The sequence below is a fragment of the Streptomyces sp. NPDC003720 genome (genome assembly GCF_042875075.1).
Lineage (GTDB): Bacteria > Actinomycetota > Actinomycetes > Streptomycetales > Streptomycetaceae > Streptomyces.
The window spans coordinates 896,318-911,180 of the sequence record NZ_JBIANZ010000001.1 but is presented as its reverse complement, the minus strand read 5'-3'; the positions used below and the strand labels follow the sequence as shown (position 1 = coordinate 911,180).

The window sequence follows — 14,863 nt, the reverse complement described above, 5'->3', positions numbered from 1 at the left end:
ACGCTCGCGCTACTTGAGCCACCCGGCCGACAGCAGAACGGAGTTGCGTATGCCAGCACCATGGACTCGGCGCCGCCGGCCGGGACCGGCGCACCGGCTGGTGGGAGGCGCGGTCGCCCTCCTCACGACCGCCGCGATGGCACTGGCCCACACCGGTGCGGCAGCGGCGGGCAAGGGGGCGGACGGGCACGCTCGTATTCCGAGCGTCACGTCGGGGGACGCCCGCTTCCAGATCCTCTCGCCGACCCTGATCCGCACCGAGTACGCGGGAGACGGGAGGTTCACGGACGAGCCGACGTTCAACGCGATCGGCCGCGCCGGGTTCACACCGGCGCCGTACACCGCCACCACGTCCGACGGCTGGCTCACCGTCAGGACGAGCGCGATGTCTTTGCGCTACCGGGTCGGCTCCGGACCGTTCGACGCCGAGAACCTCTCCATCGAGCGAACGGCGGGCGGCACGCCGGTCACCGCGACTCCGTGGCACCGCCTGACCTGCGCGGTCGGTGCCCTGTGCGAGGCCGAGACCCTGCAGCTCAGCGGCGTCTCCGTGGCCTCCGACCACCGCGGCCACACCGGAACCGGATTCGCGGCGGGCTTCGAAGGCACAGGCAGTTCGGTGTCCGCTGACATCGATGTCAGCACCGCCGGCGGCTACCAGCTCGGCCTGCGGTACGCCAACTCCCGTGGCGGGGACGGCCGTACCGAGCCCCGTACGCTCACCCTGAGCGTGGACGGCGGCGAGCGGCAGACGGTGACCCTGCCGACCACGGCCGACTGGGACACGTGGGGCCTGGTCACCGAGAACCTCCAACTGGGCGCGGGACACCACACCCTGGCCCTGACCCGGACCGCCTCGGACTCAGGTGACGTCAACCTGGACAGCGTGGCACTCGTACGGCCCGGAGACCCCTATCCCCCGGTCTCCGCCACCGCCGTCCCCGACTGCCGCTTCGGTGTGAGCTGTGAGGCGGAGAGCTCGCGGATCGGCGGCACGGCCGTCAGCGCCACGGACCACGCGGGATACGCGGGCACGGGTTTCGTCGCCGAACTCAACCAGGGGGCGGGCCTGTCGACCCATGTGGTCGGCGTGCCCGCCGACGGCGTCTACACCCTGCGCGTGCGGTACGCCAACGGCACGGGCGGCGACGGCCGGCACGAGGACCGCACCGCCACCGTCGGCGCGGGCGGCGCGACCAGCACGCTGACGTTCCCGGCGACGAAGGACTGGGACGACTGGCAGACGGCCTCGGCACCCGTGGCCCTCAAGGCGGGCGCGAACGACATCAGCCTGAACTGCCCGGACGCCGCGAGCTGTCACGTCAACGCGGACACCGTCTCCGTGGCTCGCCCGGAGGCGGCCGCGCCCCCGCCGCATGTCGCCCTCGGCGGCTACCGCCGCGGCCTGGACGGAGTGAACGGCGGTTCTCCCGTCGTGACCACGCCCGGACTGCTGAACGAGGACGGCTGGTACCTCCTGGACGACACCTCGTCGGCCCTGTACGACACCGCCGCGCGGAAGGTCACGCAGCGGCCCGGCCACGGCGGAACCCCCTACCAGGACGGCTACGTCTTCGGCTTCGGCCACGACTACAAACAGGCCCTGGCCGATCTGGCCGCGCTGACCGGGCCGCCCGCACTGCTGCCGCGGTGGGCCTACGGCGTCTGGTACTCCGAGTACATCGACCGCACCGCGGCCGACTACGAGGACAGGATCCTGCCGGCGTTCCGGTCCGAGGGCGTTCCGCTGGACGTCCTGGTCACCGACACGGACTTCAAGGCCGTGAACAGCTGGAGCGGCTGGGAGATGGACCCCGCCAAGTTCCCCGATCCCCAGGGCTTCTTCGACTGGTCGGCGTCGCAGGGGCTGCACAACACGCTCAACGTGCACCCCAGCATCCTCGCCTCCGACCCCCAGTTCGCCCAGGCGCAGGCCACGGCCAAGGGCAGGCTGTCGAAGGGAGGCTGCGCCGGGGGCGCGAGCGTCCAGGACAACTGCTACACCTTCGACTTCGGCGATCCCGACCAGCTCAGGGCGTACCTGGACCTGCACCGCACGATGGACCGGCAGGGCAACGACTTCTGGTGGCTGGACTGGTGCTGCGACGCCTCGCAGTCCTCGCTGCCCGGCGTGACCCCGGACGCGTGGATCAACCAGCAGTACGCCGCCGCCGTCCCCGGCCGGGGCTTCGTCCTCTCCCGGGCCTACGGCTCACTGCAGGCCGGCGGGTACAGCGGTCAGCAGGCCCTGCCGACCGGTCCGTGGGCGGACAAGCGCACGACCGTCCACTTCACCGGCGACACGTCCTCCACGTGGGGTGTGCTGAGGCAGGAGGTCGGCTACACGCCGGGCGAGTCCGCCGCGACCGGGATGGCCGCCATCACCCACGACATCGGCGGCCACAACGACACGACGGGGCTGACCGGTTCGGAGACGTACACGGACGGCGGCAGGCTCCGCACCACGTACAAGCTGCCCGACGACCTGTACGCACGCTGGGTCCAGTTCGGCGCGTTCCAGCCGATCGACCGCCTGCACAGCAATCACAGCGACCGGCTGCCCTGGCAGTACGGCACGGCGGCCCGCCGGTCGGCCGACAAGTTCCTCAACCTGCGCGAGAACCTCGTGCCCTACACCTACTCACTCGCCGAGGAGGCGCACCGCACCGGCGTGCCGATCGTCCGTCCCGCCTATCTCGAGTACCCGGACGAGCCGCGGGCGTACGACGTCGCGGACAGCGAGTACTTCTACGGCTCCGACGTACTGGTCGCCCCGGTGACCACGCCGGGTGACTCCGCCACCACCTCCGTGTGGTTCCCGCCCGGCCGGTGGACCGACTACTTCACCGGGAAGTCCTACGCCGGCGGAACCACCCAGGACATCACCACCGGTCTCGACTCGATGCCGGTGTTCGTCAGGGCCGGCGGCATCCTGCCCACGCGCACGCACGACGTCGCGCACGACGACCGCGAGGCCCTGACCGATGTCACGCTGACCGTCTCCGCCGGTGCGTCGGGCGCGTACCGCCTCTACGAGGACGACGGCGCCGCTGAGCCGAGGAGCGCCACGACGAGGATCCGGTACCGGGAGACCGGATCGCGTCACACCGTGTCGATCAGTCCGGTGAAGGGGTCGTATCCGGGCCAGACCGGGAAGCGCCGGTGGACCCTGAGGTTCCTGGGGGGTGAGGCGCCGGCCAGGGTGGCCGCCGACGGGGCGAGGCTCTCCCCCGACGCGTACCGCTGGGACGGTGAGACCGGGACGCTGACCGTCACCCTTCCGCGGCACAGCGTGCGCACCCCCGTCACCGTCACGTACCAGTAGGGCGCGGGACGGAGGGCCACGGCGGCGCCCACACGCCTTCCGGGCCGTGTGGGCGCTCGCGCGTCAAGGCGGTCCCTTGTCGCCCACGGCGGGCGGCGGGGGCTCGCCGAAGCGGACGGAGACCTTCTCGAAGCCCTTGAAGGCCTCGGCGTTCGCGTACGAGCGGTAGGCGCGCACGTCACCCCGGGCGAGGTGGACGTGGTCGGTGAACGGCGTGAGCAGGCTGCGCGGCCACAGCCGCAGGCAGCGCACCGCGATGACCTCGGCCGTGGCGAGGTAGACCACGGAGGCGAGGTAGACCCAGGCGAGCAGGCCGAGCACGATGCCGAACATCCCGTACGTCGCCGTGGCGCCCCGGAGCACATGGCCGACGTAGTAGGAGCCGCCCCACTGCAGCACCTGCCAGGCGCACGCGGCTCCCAGCGCGGGGCCGTACATCAGGCGGAGCGTGGGCCGGCGACGGGTCATGATCCGGTAGCTCAGCAGCAGGAGCCCGGCGTTGACGGCGACTCCCGCGGCGCCGACGGCCACCCGGAGACCGACCGCGAGGCTGGTCCCGAAGATGCCGGCGGCGGACTCCGCGGCCGACAGGGCCGTCGTCAGGCCGAGGCCGACCGCGAGCAGCAGCAGGAAGCCCAGGCCCCTGGCCCGTGAGCGCAGGGGGTCGGGGCGGGCGTGCCTCGGCACGGCGAAGATCTTGTTCAGGGCGTGCTGCACCGCCTGGGCCACCCCCAGGGCGCCGTAGACCCTGCCGATCACGCCCACCGCGAGCGCGGCTCCGCTGCCGTGGAACGAGTGGACGTTCTGACCGAGCTGGTCGCCGATGACGGGGAACTCACCGAGCGCGGAGTGGAGCACGGAGTGCTGCAGCTGCGGGTTGCCGTGCAGGGCGCCGCTGAGGATGGCGACCAGGAGCAGCAGCAGCGGGAACAGGGAGACGAAGCCGTAGTAGGTCAGCAGCGCGGCGAGGTAGGTGGCCTGGTCGTCGAAGAACTTGTACACGACCGCGAGCGGCATGCCCGCCCACCGGTGCCGTCGCTGATATCGGTCCAGCCGGGCCAGCACGTCCATGTGCCCTCCCATACCTCGGGCAGGTCTCCGTACTCGGGCGAGACGCCGCAGCATCCCTGTGCCCCCGCCCACGCGATCCCACACCGCTCAGGCGCTCGACGCGGCTCGACGGCGATGGGCGCCCCGGGCGGGACCCTGGGCGCATCCGGTTCCCCGTCCGCGTGCGAAGCAGGTACGACGGACGCGACAGCGATCAGCGGCGAATGGGGAGCTCATGACCGGCTGGGTGGTGCGACCGGACGGTGGCCGTCCGGAGGGTCGCACCTGTGCGCATGTGCCGGATGCCGGCTCGTCGCCGGTGCCCCGGAGCGGGGTGTGCCTGGAGTGCGAGGCCCGGGGGCAGGGCGGAGGGCACCTGCGGTTCTGTCTGAGCTGCGGGCACACGGGATGCAGCGACAGTTCGCCGGGCGCCCACGCCACCGCCCACCACGAATCGACCGGGCACCCGCTCGTACGCTCCATGGAACCGGGCGAGGAATGGGCCTGGTGCTACGTCGACGAGGTGTACCTGCAGCCCGCGGGGAGCCGCCCCTGACGACACTGGGGGTCCAAGTGCTGCTGTCCGTACGGTACTTGCCATGACGAAGGACAGCGCAGGAGAGCCGCGGAAGACCGATGTAAGGGTGAGCCTGATCGGCGGCGTGACCGTCCGGCGCGCCTGGAGCGTGTCTCGCGGGCCGCGAAAAGGCTTCCGCCGACGAGGGTCTGGTCCTATCGTCTCGGCCCGTGATCAGAAAAGGCGTCCCCCTGCCCCCGACGGTCTACCCGCTCGCCAAGGGGCGCGTGTGGGCCATGCTGGCCGGCTCTCTGCTCTTCGTCACCCTGGGCACTGTCCTCCTGGTCGCCCACAGCACCGTGAGGATGACGGTGGCGGGGGCACTGGCCGTGGTCTTCTTCGGATTCTGCTCGGTGCTCATCGGCCGGCGCCTGCTCCGCGGCCGTCCGGAGCTGGTGCTGGACGACGCGGGACTGGAACACGTGACGCTGGGCCGGTTCGGCTGGGACGAGATAGCCGCCGTGCGGATACGCGAGCAGCGGGTACGGCACACCACGCAACGGTTCATCGAGCTGGTGCTGCGTGCTCCGGACGCCTATCTGGCCCGAGCACCCAGGCTCGTCCGCAGAACCGCGTCCATGAACGCACGACTGGGCTTCGGTCCGGCCAACATGGCCACGAACACCCTGCCGGTGCCGCCCGAGGAGGTTCTCGACGCGATGCGGCGTCACTGCCCCGGACTCGTGGTTCAGCGGTGAGCGCGCCCGCCGGAAAGACCGGCTGATCCGGTGTCCTCGCTCGGCGCCGGATCCGGACGAGGACGCCGGCGAGGCGGCCCCGGCTGCTGCGTCCATCCGGGTCAGAAGAGTGTCGCTCCCGCCGCGGGCGCGCCGTCGTCGTAGACGAGGAGGCCGTCGTCCCGGAGGCGCACGCCCTTCGTGGGGGTGTGCGGGGTGAGGCGGCCGTCGTGCATCAGATGGAGGACGCGGGCGCCGCGGGCCAGCACGGCGAAGTCGGCGATCAGACGCCGGTGACAGCGCCACCACACGGCTTCGCTGCACATCACCGCGGTCCGCGTCTCGCCGGCCTGCCGCATGAGCGCGTCCATCGCCGTGACGAACTCGGGGCTGCGGGTGTGGGCGGCGTAGCCGCGGAACGACTCGTTGCGCCAGACGGTGTCGGGCGAGTCGGGGGCGGGCCCGCGCCATCCGCCCAGCCGCTGCTCCCACCGGTAGGCGATGTCCGCCTCGGGCATCCACTCCGCCAGCCGCTGCCGTGCCAGGTCGGGATTCCGGCGGCTGCCGGGAGCGGTCCTGACGTCCACCACGGAGGCGGCCCCGGCGTGCCGGAGGAGGTCGGCGAGCGTGGTCCGGTCCGCCGTGCTGTGACCGAACGTGATCAGCACCGGCCCGGGCCTCGAAGGCCCGGCACCGGGGTCCGTGTCTCCGTCACCCATCGCTCACGCCGTTCGCCCGCGCCGGCACGCTCGGGACGTGGTCGCCCGAGCCCGCGCCTCTCGGGTCCCCCGAGTACCCCGGCCGGGCGGCGCCGGCCTTGTGACTCCCCCGCCCCGCGGCGGGCTGCGTCGCAAGCGGCGTCCGGAGGGGCACGCGGGTCGACGGTGGGGCAGGTGTTCGACGAGGGGTGGCCTCACCCGGCCGTCCGGCGGAAACGGTCGGCTACGCGCTTCGCGGCCGCCGGGAGGACGTCTTCTTCGCGGCCGCCTTCTTCGTCGGGGTCTTCTTGGCCGGCTGCTTCTTGGCGGCCGGTGTCTTCTTGGGCTTGGGCAGCCGGTGCACCTCGGCGGGGCCGGCTTCCTCACCGCGGGAGGCCTTCGCCTTCTCCACCGACTCGCTCAGCGCCGCCATCAGGTCGAGCACCTGGGCCGGTGCTTCCGGCTCCGGCGACTCGGGCAGCGGCTTCTCCTCCCGCTTCGCCTCGATGATCCGGGCCATGGCCTCGGTGTAGCGGTCCTGGAACTCCTCCCCCTCGAGGTCCTCGCGGCTCATGGTCTCCATCAGCGCGAGCGCGCCCTCGATCTCCTCGTCCGACACCTCCACCGGCGGTGGCAGCAGCTCCTGCGGGGAACGGATCTCGTCGGGCCAGCGCATGGCATGGAGCACCAGGACGTCGCCCTTCACCCGGAGCAGGCCGAGCCGCTCACGACCGGACCACGCGTACTTCGCGACCGCCACCTTCGCCGACCGGCCCAGCGCCTGGACGAGCAGCTTGTACGGCTTGGCCGCGACCTTCCCGGCCGGCTGGAGGTAGTAGCCCTCGCCGATCCGGATCGGGTCGATGGAGGCGAGCGGTACGAAGGCGTCGATCTCGATGGCCTTGGCCGTCGGCAGCGGAAGATTGCGCAGATCCTCTTCGGTGATGGGGATGACCTGCGTCTTCGTCAGCTCGTAGCCCTTGCCGATCTCGTCCTGGGAGACCTCCCGGTCCTCCAGCTCGCAGATCTTGCGGTAGCGGACCCGTCCCATGTCCGTGGTGTGGAACTGGTGGAACCTGATCGAGTGGTCCTCCGTCGCGCTGACCACGTTGATCGGCACGGTGACGAGACCGAACGAGATGGCACCGGACCAGATGGTTCGGGGCATGCCCACACCTCCGCAGTAGCCCCCAGCACCACCAGCGTAGGGACGCCGTATGCGGTCCGCACCCCACCGGGGGCCGGCCGGGAGTGCTCCCACCGGGTGCGTGGGCGGGCGACGACGCCTTCGAGGGGTGAAGCTGAGAGCGTGAGCATGAAGAGCGAGCGTCCGGTGAGTGCCGAACAGATCAATGCGGCGTTGAGTGCTCTGGGAGCCGAACCGACGGCGGATCCAGCGGCACGGCGCGAGGAGCCGCAGGAACCCGATCGCCTGCGGTTGCTGGGCCATCTGCTGGCCAAGGCGGAGTGGGAGATCACCGCCGCTACGCGTCTGTCCGAGGAGGAGGAGATCGAGGACGTCCTCGACACGATGCTCGGCTGGGCGGAGCAGCTGGGCCACGATCCCGGCCTGGCGGTCAACATCCTGACGAACCGGCTGCAGCGCACCGCCATCCAGGTCTCGGAGTCCGAGGCCGACGAAACGCCTCCGGGCCGGGAGGCGTCCTTCGCGGCCGCGATGACGGCCCTGTACACCCTCAGCGCCCAGCTGCACGCCGACCGGGGCGACGTCGAGGCGACCAGACAGGCCCTGAGCGGGGCGGAGGAAGCCCTCATCGACACCATGCAGGGCATGCACGATCTGCGGGTCGCCATCGGGGACACGGCCGGCGAGGACGAGGAGCCGGAGGACTGAGGCCGGGGGCCGGGCGACACGGCCCCCGGCCTCACGGGCTCGGCCGTGACAACCGGGGCCGGCGGTCAGGTGACCCCGGGTGCGTCGGTGGCGATGAGTTCCAGGATGCGGCGCGGCTGCTCCTGCAGGCCGGACAGTTCCAGCGTTCCGCCCTGCGCCTCGGTGTTCCGGTTCAGACTCTGCAACAGGGTCAGGCCGCTGGCGTCCATGAAGGACACCCCGGCCATGTCGAGGCAGAGGGTGCGGTCACCGAGGCTCACATCGTCGGTGACCTGGGTGATCCGCGGGCAGGTGTCGAAGTCCAGTTCGCCCGCCACGCTGATCATGATGCGGTTGCGCTGATCGCTGACGTGCACTGCGAAAGACGGCATGGTGAAACCACCGTTCGGGATCAAAGCCCATCACGGTCGGCTCCCACTCTCGGAAGTTGGCCGTCAAGCGCGCGGCATGTGCCGCTCACAGCCGAGCGAGACCACCCGCACCGTCCTTCGGCCACTCGTGTTCGGTCACCACACGGCGGCGCGGGGTCTCCCACCAGACCAGGCTGGCTCTCCCTGCAGGGTGTCACATCCACGCGCGCTCCGGGAGGCCCCCCGTCGCCCCGTCACACCCAGGATCCGGAATCAGGGACGTTTGTTCGGGCGCAGACGGAACACACGAGGAGCTAACAAGTTCTTTATGAGACGAAGCGGAGACGTACATGGGCATCATCGCGTGGATCATCATCGGCCTGCTCGCCGGCGCCATCGCCAAGGCGCTGATGCCGGGCAAGGACCCGGGCGGCATCATCGTCACGATGCTCATCGGCATCGTCGGCGGTCTGCTCGGCGGCTGGCTCGGCAAGGTCATCTTCGGAGTCGACTCGATCGACGGCTTCTTCGACCTCTCCACCTGGATCGCGGCGATCGTCGGATCCCTCATCCTGCTCGTGCTCTACCGCCTCGTCACCGGCAACCGGCGCTCGCACCGTCACGCGTGACACCGCACGGCCGGACACCGCGAATCGGCTCCCTCCCACCCGGGAGGGAGCCGATTCGCTTTTCGGCGCCGTGCCCCAAAGGGGCGGTGAGGGCGGGGCGTTCCGCCGCCGACGGCTACTGGCCCCGGCCCTCATCCGCGGTGTGTCACAGGGCCGCGGTCGTCCCCTCGCCGGACCCGCTGGCCGCGAGCCACTGGTCCCAAGCCAGGTTGAAGTCGGCGTAGCCGTTGTCGGCCGGGGCCTTGGCGCGGCTCGAACCGGTGATGGTGACCGGGTCGCCCTGCTTGACCTGGCCGTAGAACCACTTGGCGTCCGACATCGACAGGTGGACGCAGCCGTGCGAGCCGCGCGCGCTGCCGCTGCCCGGGTTGGGGTCGCCGGTCGAGTAGTGCACGTACGTGCCCGACTGGGTGAGGTGGACGTCCCACGGCAGCGTCAGGTCGTAGTAGTTGGGACTGCCCTTGTCACAGCTGATGCCGACGCTGCAGGAGGTCATGTGGACCTTCTCCTGCTTGTCGATGACGGCCATGGTGCCGTTCCAGGTCGGGTACTGGGGGCTGCCCGCGTTGATCGACAGGGTGCGCACCGGCTTGCCGTTCCTGGTCACCTTCATGGTGTGACCGGTCACCGACACGTCCGCGCGCACATCGTCGCCGACCGTGAAGGTGTGCGTGTAGCCGTGCACGCCGTAGCGGCCGTTGCCGTTGCTGACGCCCTGCATGTCGGCGTCGATCTTCACCTTGGTGCCGGACGGCCAGTACGTCTTGGGCCGCCAGTCGGCGCGCCTGTCGCCGAACCAGTGCCAGGCGCCGGTCACCGGCTGCGAGGCGCTCACCTTCATGTGCTTCTCCACCGCGGCCCGCGCCTTCTGCGCCACCGGGTTGGTGAAGACCACCGAGATGGGCATGGCCACGCCGACCGTGGCCCCCGTCTGCGGAGTGATCGTCTCCAGCAGCATCGGCGGCCCCTTGGGCTTCGCCGGTGACGGAGAGGCGCTCGCACTCCGCTTGCCGGGAGCCTTCGCGTCGTCCCCGCCGGCCTTGTCACTGCCGATTCCGCCACAGGCGCTCACGCCCATCAGCATCGCGCCCGTGACGACCGCGATCCCTATGCCGCCCTTGCCCCGTCCCACGACGTGCCCCACTCTCTCTCCATTCGGCCCTGGAAGGCCCAACGCCCTGTCAGACAGTGCGGGCGCGGGCCTCAGTTGCGTGTATCGCGTAAAGCGTCTGCCAAAACTCGGGGCACGACACCGCTGGAGTATCGGGCAGCTCATCACATGGGCCCACTACGCCCGGCCGGCCCGGTGGGGGTGTCGTCGACAGGCTGTGCCAGGAGTAGTGCATACGGTGATCCTTCGGGGGCACACGAACCCGGAGGACGGATCCATGTCCTTCCAGTGGCGCCGCCACCCCTGCGGGTGTGCGCCCACGGTGTCACGGGCCCCGGGTGACGGCCCGTCTGTCGAAAGAGGTTGTCGCTGTGCTGTTGCCTGCGGAGAAGGAACTGCGTGCGGTACTGGCTCGCTTCGCCGACGCGCGCTTCCGCCACGACCTGCAGCCCACCGGCCACTCGAGCCGGGAACTGGAGGAAACCTCCACCACACTGTGCGCCCTCACCGGCACCCGGTCGGTGGAGGAGGCCCTCGCCGCCGCCGACGCGCTCCTCGACCGGTTGCGCGCGGACCGCGGCCGGCACAAGAGGGCGGTCCAGTCCCTGGCCGCCTGAGCCGCCCGTCCCGCGGACGCCGCCGGCACCGGACACCGGGTCGGACGGCACGGATGCGCGCATCATGGAAGTCATGCGAACGCGACCTGTGCTGGTCTACGACGGCGACTGCGGCTTCTGCACGACCTCGGTGACCCTCGTGCAGAGATGGATCGGGCCGCGCTGCGACGTCACGGCCGGCCAGTGGGCCGACCTGGAGGCGCTGGGCGTGACCCGGGAGCGGGCCGAGTACGAGGCCCTGTGGGTCACCCCGGACGGAACGGTGTACGGCGGCGCACAGGCGGTCGCCAAAATGCTGGCCAGCGCGCCCGGCGGCTGGCCCGTCATGGGGGCGGCGCTGCAGCTGGCGCCGGCCCGCTGGATCGCCCACGGCGTCTATCGCGCCATCGCCCGCAACCGTCATCGACTGCCCGGCGGCACGCCGGCCTGCGCCCTCCCCGCCGGCCCGCCGGCGACCCGCCTCCGACGCCGCTCCCGATGACACGGCGGCCCTCCGCGCGCACTCACTGAAAGGCGGATTCGTCCCCTATGGGCGTCAGGTCCGATTGTCAGTGGCGGGTGAGACGGTAGGGGCACCGAGTCGGAAAGAGGGGGAGCCGTCATGTCCGGAAACCAGAACTACATCAACCACGTCGCCCTTGTGCTGGACGCCAGTTCTTCCATGTCCCACCTGAGCCGCAAGGTCGTCGACGTCGCCGACCAGCAGATCGCCTACCTCGCCCGCCGGTCGAGGGAGCTGGACCAGGAGACGCGTGTGACGGTGTACGTCTTCGCGGACAAGGTGGAGTGCGTCATCTACGACAAGGACGTGCTCCGGATGCCGTCGCTCAAGCAGTTGTACCGGGTCGGCGGGATGACGGCCCTGCTGGCGGCCGCACTGAAGTCGCAGCGCGAACTGGCCCGGACGGCGCAACTGTACGGCGACCACAGCTTCCTGACGTTCGTTCTCACGGACGGGCAGGAGAACGCGAGCCACCGTTGCCCGGACGCCCCTTCCAGGGAACCGCGTGAACTGGTCGAGGCCGTGGCCGAGATGATGCGGACGCAGCAGGACAACTGGACGCTGGCCGTCCTCGTGCCGGACCAGATGGGCAAGCGCGAGGCCATGCAGTGCGGTTTCCCGAAGGACAACATCGCCATCTGGGACGCCACGAGCACACAGGGCCTGGAGGAGGCCGGGCAGGTCATCCAGCAGGCCACCGAGAACTTCATGGTGGGCCGCTCCCAGGGCATCCGGGGGTCGCGGGCGGTGTTCTCCACGGGCGCCCAGGCGGTCAACAAGAAGACGATCAAGGCGGCCGGCCTCACCCCCGTGAAGCCGTCGGAGTACCAGCTGATACCGGTGGCCCGGCACGCGGGCATCCGCGAGTGGGTCGTCGAGTGCGGGCACGAGTACCGCACCGGTGGCGCCTTCTACCAGTTGAGCAAGTCGGAGAAGATCCAGGCGCAGAAGCAGATCGCGGTGCTGGAGAAGAAGACGGACCGGGTCTACACCGGGCCCGAGGCCCGGGCCCTGCTCGGCCTGCCGGACGTGGAGGTGCGCGTCAAGCCGGACCACAACGACGACTACACGATCTTCGTGCAGAGCACCAGCGTCAACCGCAAGCTCGTACCGAACACCCGGCTGCTGCTGATGCTCTGACCCCCTCCGGGTGAGCACTGCCATCGGACCGGCGCGCGGCAGGGGCGGGCGGGGGCTTGTCGTGCGCCGTCAGGTCTGGTTGGGTACCAGCTCCGTCGGCACGTCTGGTGTGCGCGGTGAATGTGGAGTGGAGCGAGCGGCGTGCACGGGACGGAACGGCAGGACGGGTCGTGGACCTTGCCCGAGGGGCTGGAGCAGGCGATCCGGGGCACCGCCGAGGAGATAGCCCTGCTGGTCCGGAGCGCCGGCGACACGGCGCTCGCCGTGCCGGGATCGGAGTGGACCGTCGGTGAGGTCGCCGCGCACCTGGCGGTGGCGAACGAGCTGATGGCCGATCTGGCGGCCGGGCGGGAGAGGCCCTACGGAGACGGCACGCCGCAGAGTCTCGCCGCCGCCAACGCGGAGTCCCTGGCCGTCTTCACGGAGCGCCGGGCGGAGCCGCTCGCGACGATGATCACCGATCAGTGCGAGAGGTTCCTTGACGCCCTGGCGCGCTCGACGGCGGACGGTCAGGCGCCGGCCACGCCGCTGGGCCTCATGAACCGGTCCGTGCTCGCCTCGTACCTGCTCACGCACATGCTCGGCCATGGGTACGACCTGGCTCGCGCGTTGAAGCGCCCGCACATGGTCGATGCGGCACGCGTGGGCCTGTGCATGCCGTTCATGCTCTCGGTCATGCCCCGTGTCGCCGATCCCGGGGCCACGGCCGGGCTCGACGCCCGTTACCGGATCCGTCTGCGGGGCGGTGAGACGTTCGGTGTGTCGCTGGCCGACGGCGTCGTGCGGGTGTCGCCCGGATCGGACCTGCGGGATGTGGACTGCACCATCCGGCTCGACCCGGTGGCCTTCCTGCTCATCGCGCTCGGCCGGCTCGATCCGTGGCGTGCCATCGCCCGGGGACAGGTCCTCGCCTGGGGCCGCCGGCCCTGGCTCGGCCCCCGCTTCCCCACGTTGTTCACCGCACCCTGAGCGGTCCGCCGCATCCGGGTCCGGACCCGCGCGGGCCGCGGACCCACGGGGTCAGACGGGCTGGATCCGTGCGCGCAGGAGGCAGAACTCGTTGCCCTCCGGGTCGGCCAGGACGTGCCAGCTCTCGCTGCCGGTCTGACCGACGTCGGCGGCCCGGGCGCCGAGGGCGAGCAACCGCTCCAACTCCGCGTCCTGGTCGCGGTCGGTGGCGCTCACGTCGATGTGCAGCGGCAGTTTCCCGCTTCGCGGGTCGTCGCTGGGGCTGATGACGAGGGTGGGCTGCGGGCCGCCGAAGCCTGCGCCCGGTGGACCGATCTCGATGCTTCCGTCGTCCTCCCGGCCGAGTTCGACGTAGCCGAGGACCTCGCTCCAGAACGCGGCGAGCCGCTCGGGATCCGCGGCGTCGAGGACCAGTTCACTGATGCGGCATGCCATGCCCGTCAGTGTAGGTGGATCACCTGGCCGCGGCGCCGGTGTTCGGTCCGGCGCCGTCCGCGGCAGGGGTCGCGCCCGGTCGGGCAACTCGGCGGCGCCGCCGGGCGATCGACGACTTCACACCGGTTGCCGGGCGGCTGGGCCCGTGGGCGGTGCTCAGTACGCGGAGTTGACGTTGTCGATGGAACCGTAGCGGTGCGCGGCGTAGTTGGCGGCGGCGGTGATGTTCGCGACCGGGTCGGTGATGCTGTTGGAGGTGCCGTCGACGTGGTAGGCCTTGAAGGTGGGGTCGATCACCTGGAGCAGACCCTTGGACGGGATGCCGTTCTGGGCGTTGACGTCCCAGTTGTTCTGGGCGTTGGGGTTGCCGCTGGACTCCCGCATGATGTTGCGGTGCAGGCCGTCGTAGCTGCCCGGGATGCCCTTGTCCTTCATGATGGCGAGCGACTGCTTGATCCAGCCGTCGAGGTTGCCGGCGCTGCCGGTGGACCCCTTGGAGTCGGCGTGGCTGTCGCGGGACGGAGCCGAGGCGCTGTGGGCGGTCTGCGAAGCCTCGGCGGCCTGGGCGGAGGCCGGCATGAGGGTGAGGGCCACGGTCGCGGCGCCGGTCGTGGCTATGCCGGTCAGAGCGAGAGTGCGCAGGCGGGCAAAGCGGCGGGTGGCGGTGATCGCGGTCATGTGAAAGGGACTCCTGGGACGTCTGAAAGGCGCCGGCCGGGTGCCGGTCACGATGCGGGCTTCGACAACCACGGCCTGTGCCGCATGGGGCGGCGGGAAGGCCTGGTGGTGATCGCCCGGTCGACCCCACGGCTCGCGGGGCAACGACCAACATGTTTAGCGGCCCGCCGAAACCATGCAAGAGTGTGACCTACTACCCAACGGCGTAGCTCTGGCGCATATCGGACTTCTCGCCGCGTGGAGGCCCCGC

The 14,863-nt window shown here is 70.8% G+C and carries 16 protein-coding genes; 9 read left to right on the top strand and 7 right to left on the bottom strand.

Features of this window, described 5'->3' with window-relative positions; translation table 11 throughout:
* The first annotated feature begins 136 nt into the window (after nucleotides 1–136).
* Nucleotides 137–3,325, top strand: coding sequence for a TIM-barrel domain-containing protein (locus tag ACFYU0_RS04455; RefSeq protein ID WP_389297987.1), 3,189 nt, complete (start codon nucleotides 137–139; stop codon nucleotides 3,323–3,325).
* A gap of 63 nt (nucleotides 3,326–3,388) precedes the next feature.
* Here ACFYU0_RS04455 and ACFYU0_RS04450 read toward each other — a convergent pair whose 3' ends face one another.
* Complete coding sequence (locus ACFYU0_RS04450; protein ID WP_389297689.1) at nucleotides 3,389–4,396, bottom strand: YihY/virulence factor BrkB family protein; 1,008 nt, start codon at nucleotides 4,394–4,396, stop codon at nucleotides 3,389–3,391.
* On the opposite strand from ACFYU0_RS04450, the gene ACFYU0_RS04445 reads away from it, so the two are divergent.
* Together ACFYU0_RS04445 and ACFYU0_RS04440 are read left to right on the top strand one after the other, a co-directional pair.
* On the top strand, nucleotides 4,395–4,931 hold the full coding sequence (locus ACFYU0_RS04445; protein WP_389297687.1) for a UBP-type zinc finger domain-containing protein: 537 nt from the start codon (nucleotides 4,395–4,397) through the stop codon (nucleotides 4,929–4,931). The genes ACFYU0_RS04450 and ACFYU0_RS04445 overlap by 2 nt on opposite strands.
* A gap of 191 nt (nucleotides 4,932–5,122) precedes the next feature.
* A complete protein-coding gene (locus ACFYU0_RS04440; protein ID WP_389297685.1) occupies nucleotides 5,123–5,650 on the top strand; it encodes an STM3941 family protein in 528 nt (175 codons plus the stop codon).
* A gap of 101 nt (nucleotides 5,651–5,751) precedes the next feature.
* On the opposite strand, the gene ACFYU0_RS04435 is transcribed toward ACFYU0_RS04440, so the two are convergent.
* Together ACFYU0_RS04435 and ACFYU0_RS04430 are read right to left on the bottom strand one after the other, a co-directional pair.
* On the bottom strand, nucleotides 5,752–6,348 hold the full coding sequence (locus tag ACFYU0_RS04435) for a DUF488 family protein (RefSeq protein WP_389297683.1): 597 nt from the start codon (nucleotides 6,346–6,348) through the stop codon (nucleotides 5,752–5,754).
* Between the two features lie 223 nt (nucleotides 6,349–6,571).
* On the bottom strand, nucleotides 6,572–7,495 hold the full coding sequence (locus ACFYU0_RS04430) for a Ku protein (RefSeq protein WP_389297682.1): 924 nt from the start codon (nucleotides 7,493–7,495) through the stop codon (nucleotides 6,572–6,574).
* Between the two features lie 192 nt (nucleotides 7,496–7,687).
* Here ACFYU0_RS04430 and ACFYU0_RS04425 point away from each other — a divergent pair, with 192 nt between their 5' ends.
* The gene (locus ACFYU0_RS04425) at nucleotides 7,688–8,182 is read left to right on the top strand and encodes a hypothetical protein (RefSeq protein ID WP_389297680.1); all 495 of its coding nucleotides are present in this window, start codon (nucleotides 7,688–7,690) and stop codon (nucleotides 8,180–8,182) included.
* Nucleotides 8,183–8,247: 65 nt separating this feature from the next.
* Here the strand turns inward: ACFYU0_RS04425 and ACFYU0_RS04420 are convergent, their stop codons facing one another.
* Nucleotides 8,248–8,553, bottom strand: coding sequence for an STAS domain-containing protein (locus tag ACFYU0_RS04420; protein ID WP_389297678.1), 306 nt, complete (start codon nucleotides 8,551–8,553; stop codon nucleotides 8,248–8,250).
* A gap of 329 nt (nucleotides 8,554–8,882) precedes the next feature.
* Here ACFYU0_RS04420 and ACFYU0_RS04415 point away from each other — a divergent pair, with 329 nt between their 5' ends.
* Nucleotides 8,883–9,161 carry a GlsB/YeaQ/YmgE family stress response membrane protein gene (locus tag ACFYU0_RS04415; protein WP_351663322.1) on the top strand — a complete coding sequence of 93 codons (279 nt, stop codon included), beginning with the start codon at nucleotides 8,883–8,885 and terminating at the stop codon, nucleotides 9,159–9,161.
* Nucleotides 9,162–9,306: 145 nt separating this feature from the next.
* Here the strand turns inward: ACFYU0_RS04415 and ACFYU0_RS04410 are convergent, their stop codons facing one another.
* Nucleotides 9,307–10,245, bottom strand: coding sequence for an Ig-like domain-containing protein (locus tag ACFYU0_RS04410; protein ID WP_389297986.1), 939 nt, complete (start codon nucleotides 10,243–10,245; stop codon nucleotides 9,307–9,309).
* Between the two features lie 398 nt (nucleotides 10,246–10,643).
* Here ACFYU0_RS04410 and ACFYU0_RS04405 point away from each other — a divergent pair, with 398 nt between their 5' ends.
* The 4 genes from ACFYU0_RS04405 to ACFYU0_RS04390 all read left to right on the top strand — a co-directional run bounded on the left by ACFYU0_RS04405 (nucleotide 10,644) and on the right by ACFYU0_RS04390 (nucleotide 13,500).
* Nucleotides 10,644–10,889 carry a DUF5133 domain-containing protein gene (locus ACFYU0_RS04405; protein WP_351663319.1) on the top strand — a complete coding sequence of 82 codons (246 nt, stop codon included), beginning with the start codon at nucleotides 10,644–10,646 and terminating at the stop codon, nucleotides 10,887–10,889.
* A 73-nt stretch (nucleotides 10,890–10,962) separates the two neighbouring features.
* Nucleotides 10,963–11,370, top strand: a complete 408-nt coding sequence (locus ACFYU0_RS04400; protein ID WP_389297675.1) for a thiol-disulfide oxidoreductase DCC family protein — start codon at nucleotides 10,963–10,965, stop codon at nucleotides 11,368–11,370.
* Between the two features lie 120 nt (nucleotides 11,371–11,490).
* Nucleotides 11,491–12,531: a vWA domain-containing protein gene (locus ACFYU0_RS04395; RefSeq protein WP_351663314.1), complete on the top strand. Its 1,041-nt coding sequence runs from the start codon at nucleotides 11,491–11,493 to the stop codon at nucleotides 12,529–12,531.
* A 141-nt stretch (nucleotides 12,532–12,672) separates the two neighbouring features.
* Entirely contained in the window at nucleotides 12,673–13,500 is an 828-nt protein-coding gene (locus ACFYU0_RS04390; RefSeq protein WP_389297674.1) for a maleylpyruvate isomerase family mycothiol-dependent enzyme, read from the top strand.
* A 51-nt stretch (nucleotides 13,501–13,551) separates the two neighbouring features.
* On the opposite strand, the gene ACFYU0_RS04385 is transcribed toward ACFYU0_RS04390, so the two are convergent.
* Both ACFYU0_RS04385 and ACFYU0_RS04380 read right to left on the bottom strand, forming a co-directional pair.
* The gene (locus ACFYU0_RS04385) at nucleotides 13,552–13,935 is read right to left on the bottom strand and encodes a VOC family protein (protein ID WP_351663309.1); all 384 of its coding nucleotides are present in this window, start codon (nucleotides 13,933–13,935) and stop codon (nucleotides 13,552–13,554) included.
* A 156-nt stretch (nucleotides 13,936–14,091) separates the two neighbouring features.
* Nucleotides 14,092–14,613, bottom strand: coding sequence for a transglycosylase SLT domain-containing protein (locus ACFYU0_RS04380; RefSeq protein WP_351663306.1), 522 nt, complete (start codon nucleotides 14,611–14,613; stop codon nucleotides 14,092–14,094).
* Nucleotides 14,614–14,863: the final 250 nt, after the last annotated feature.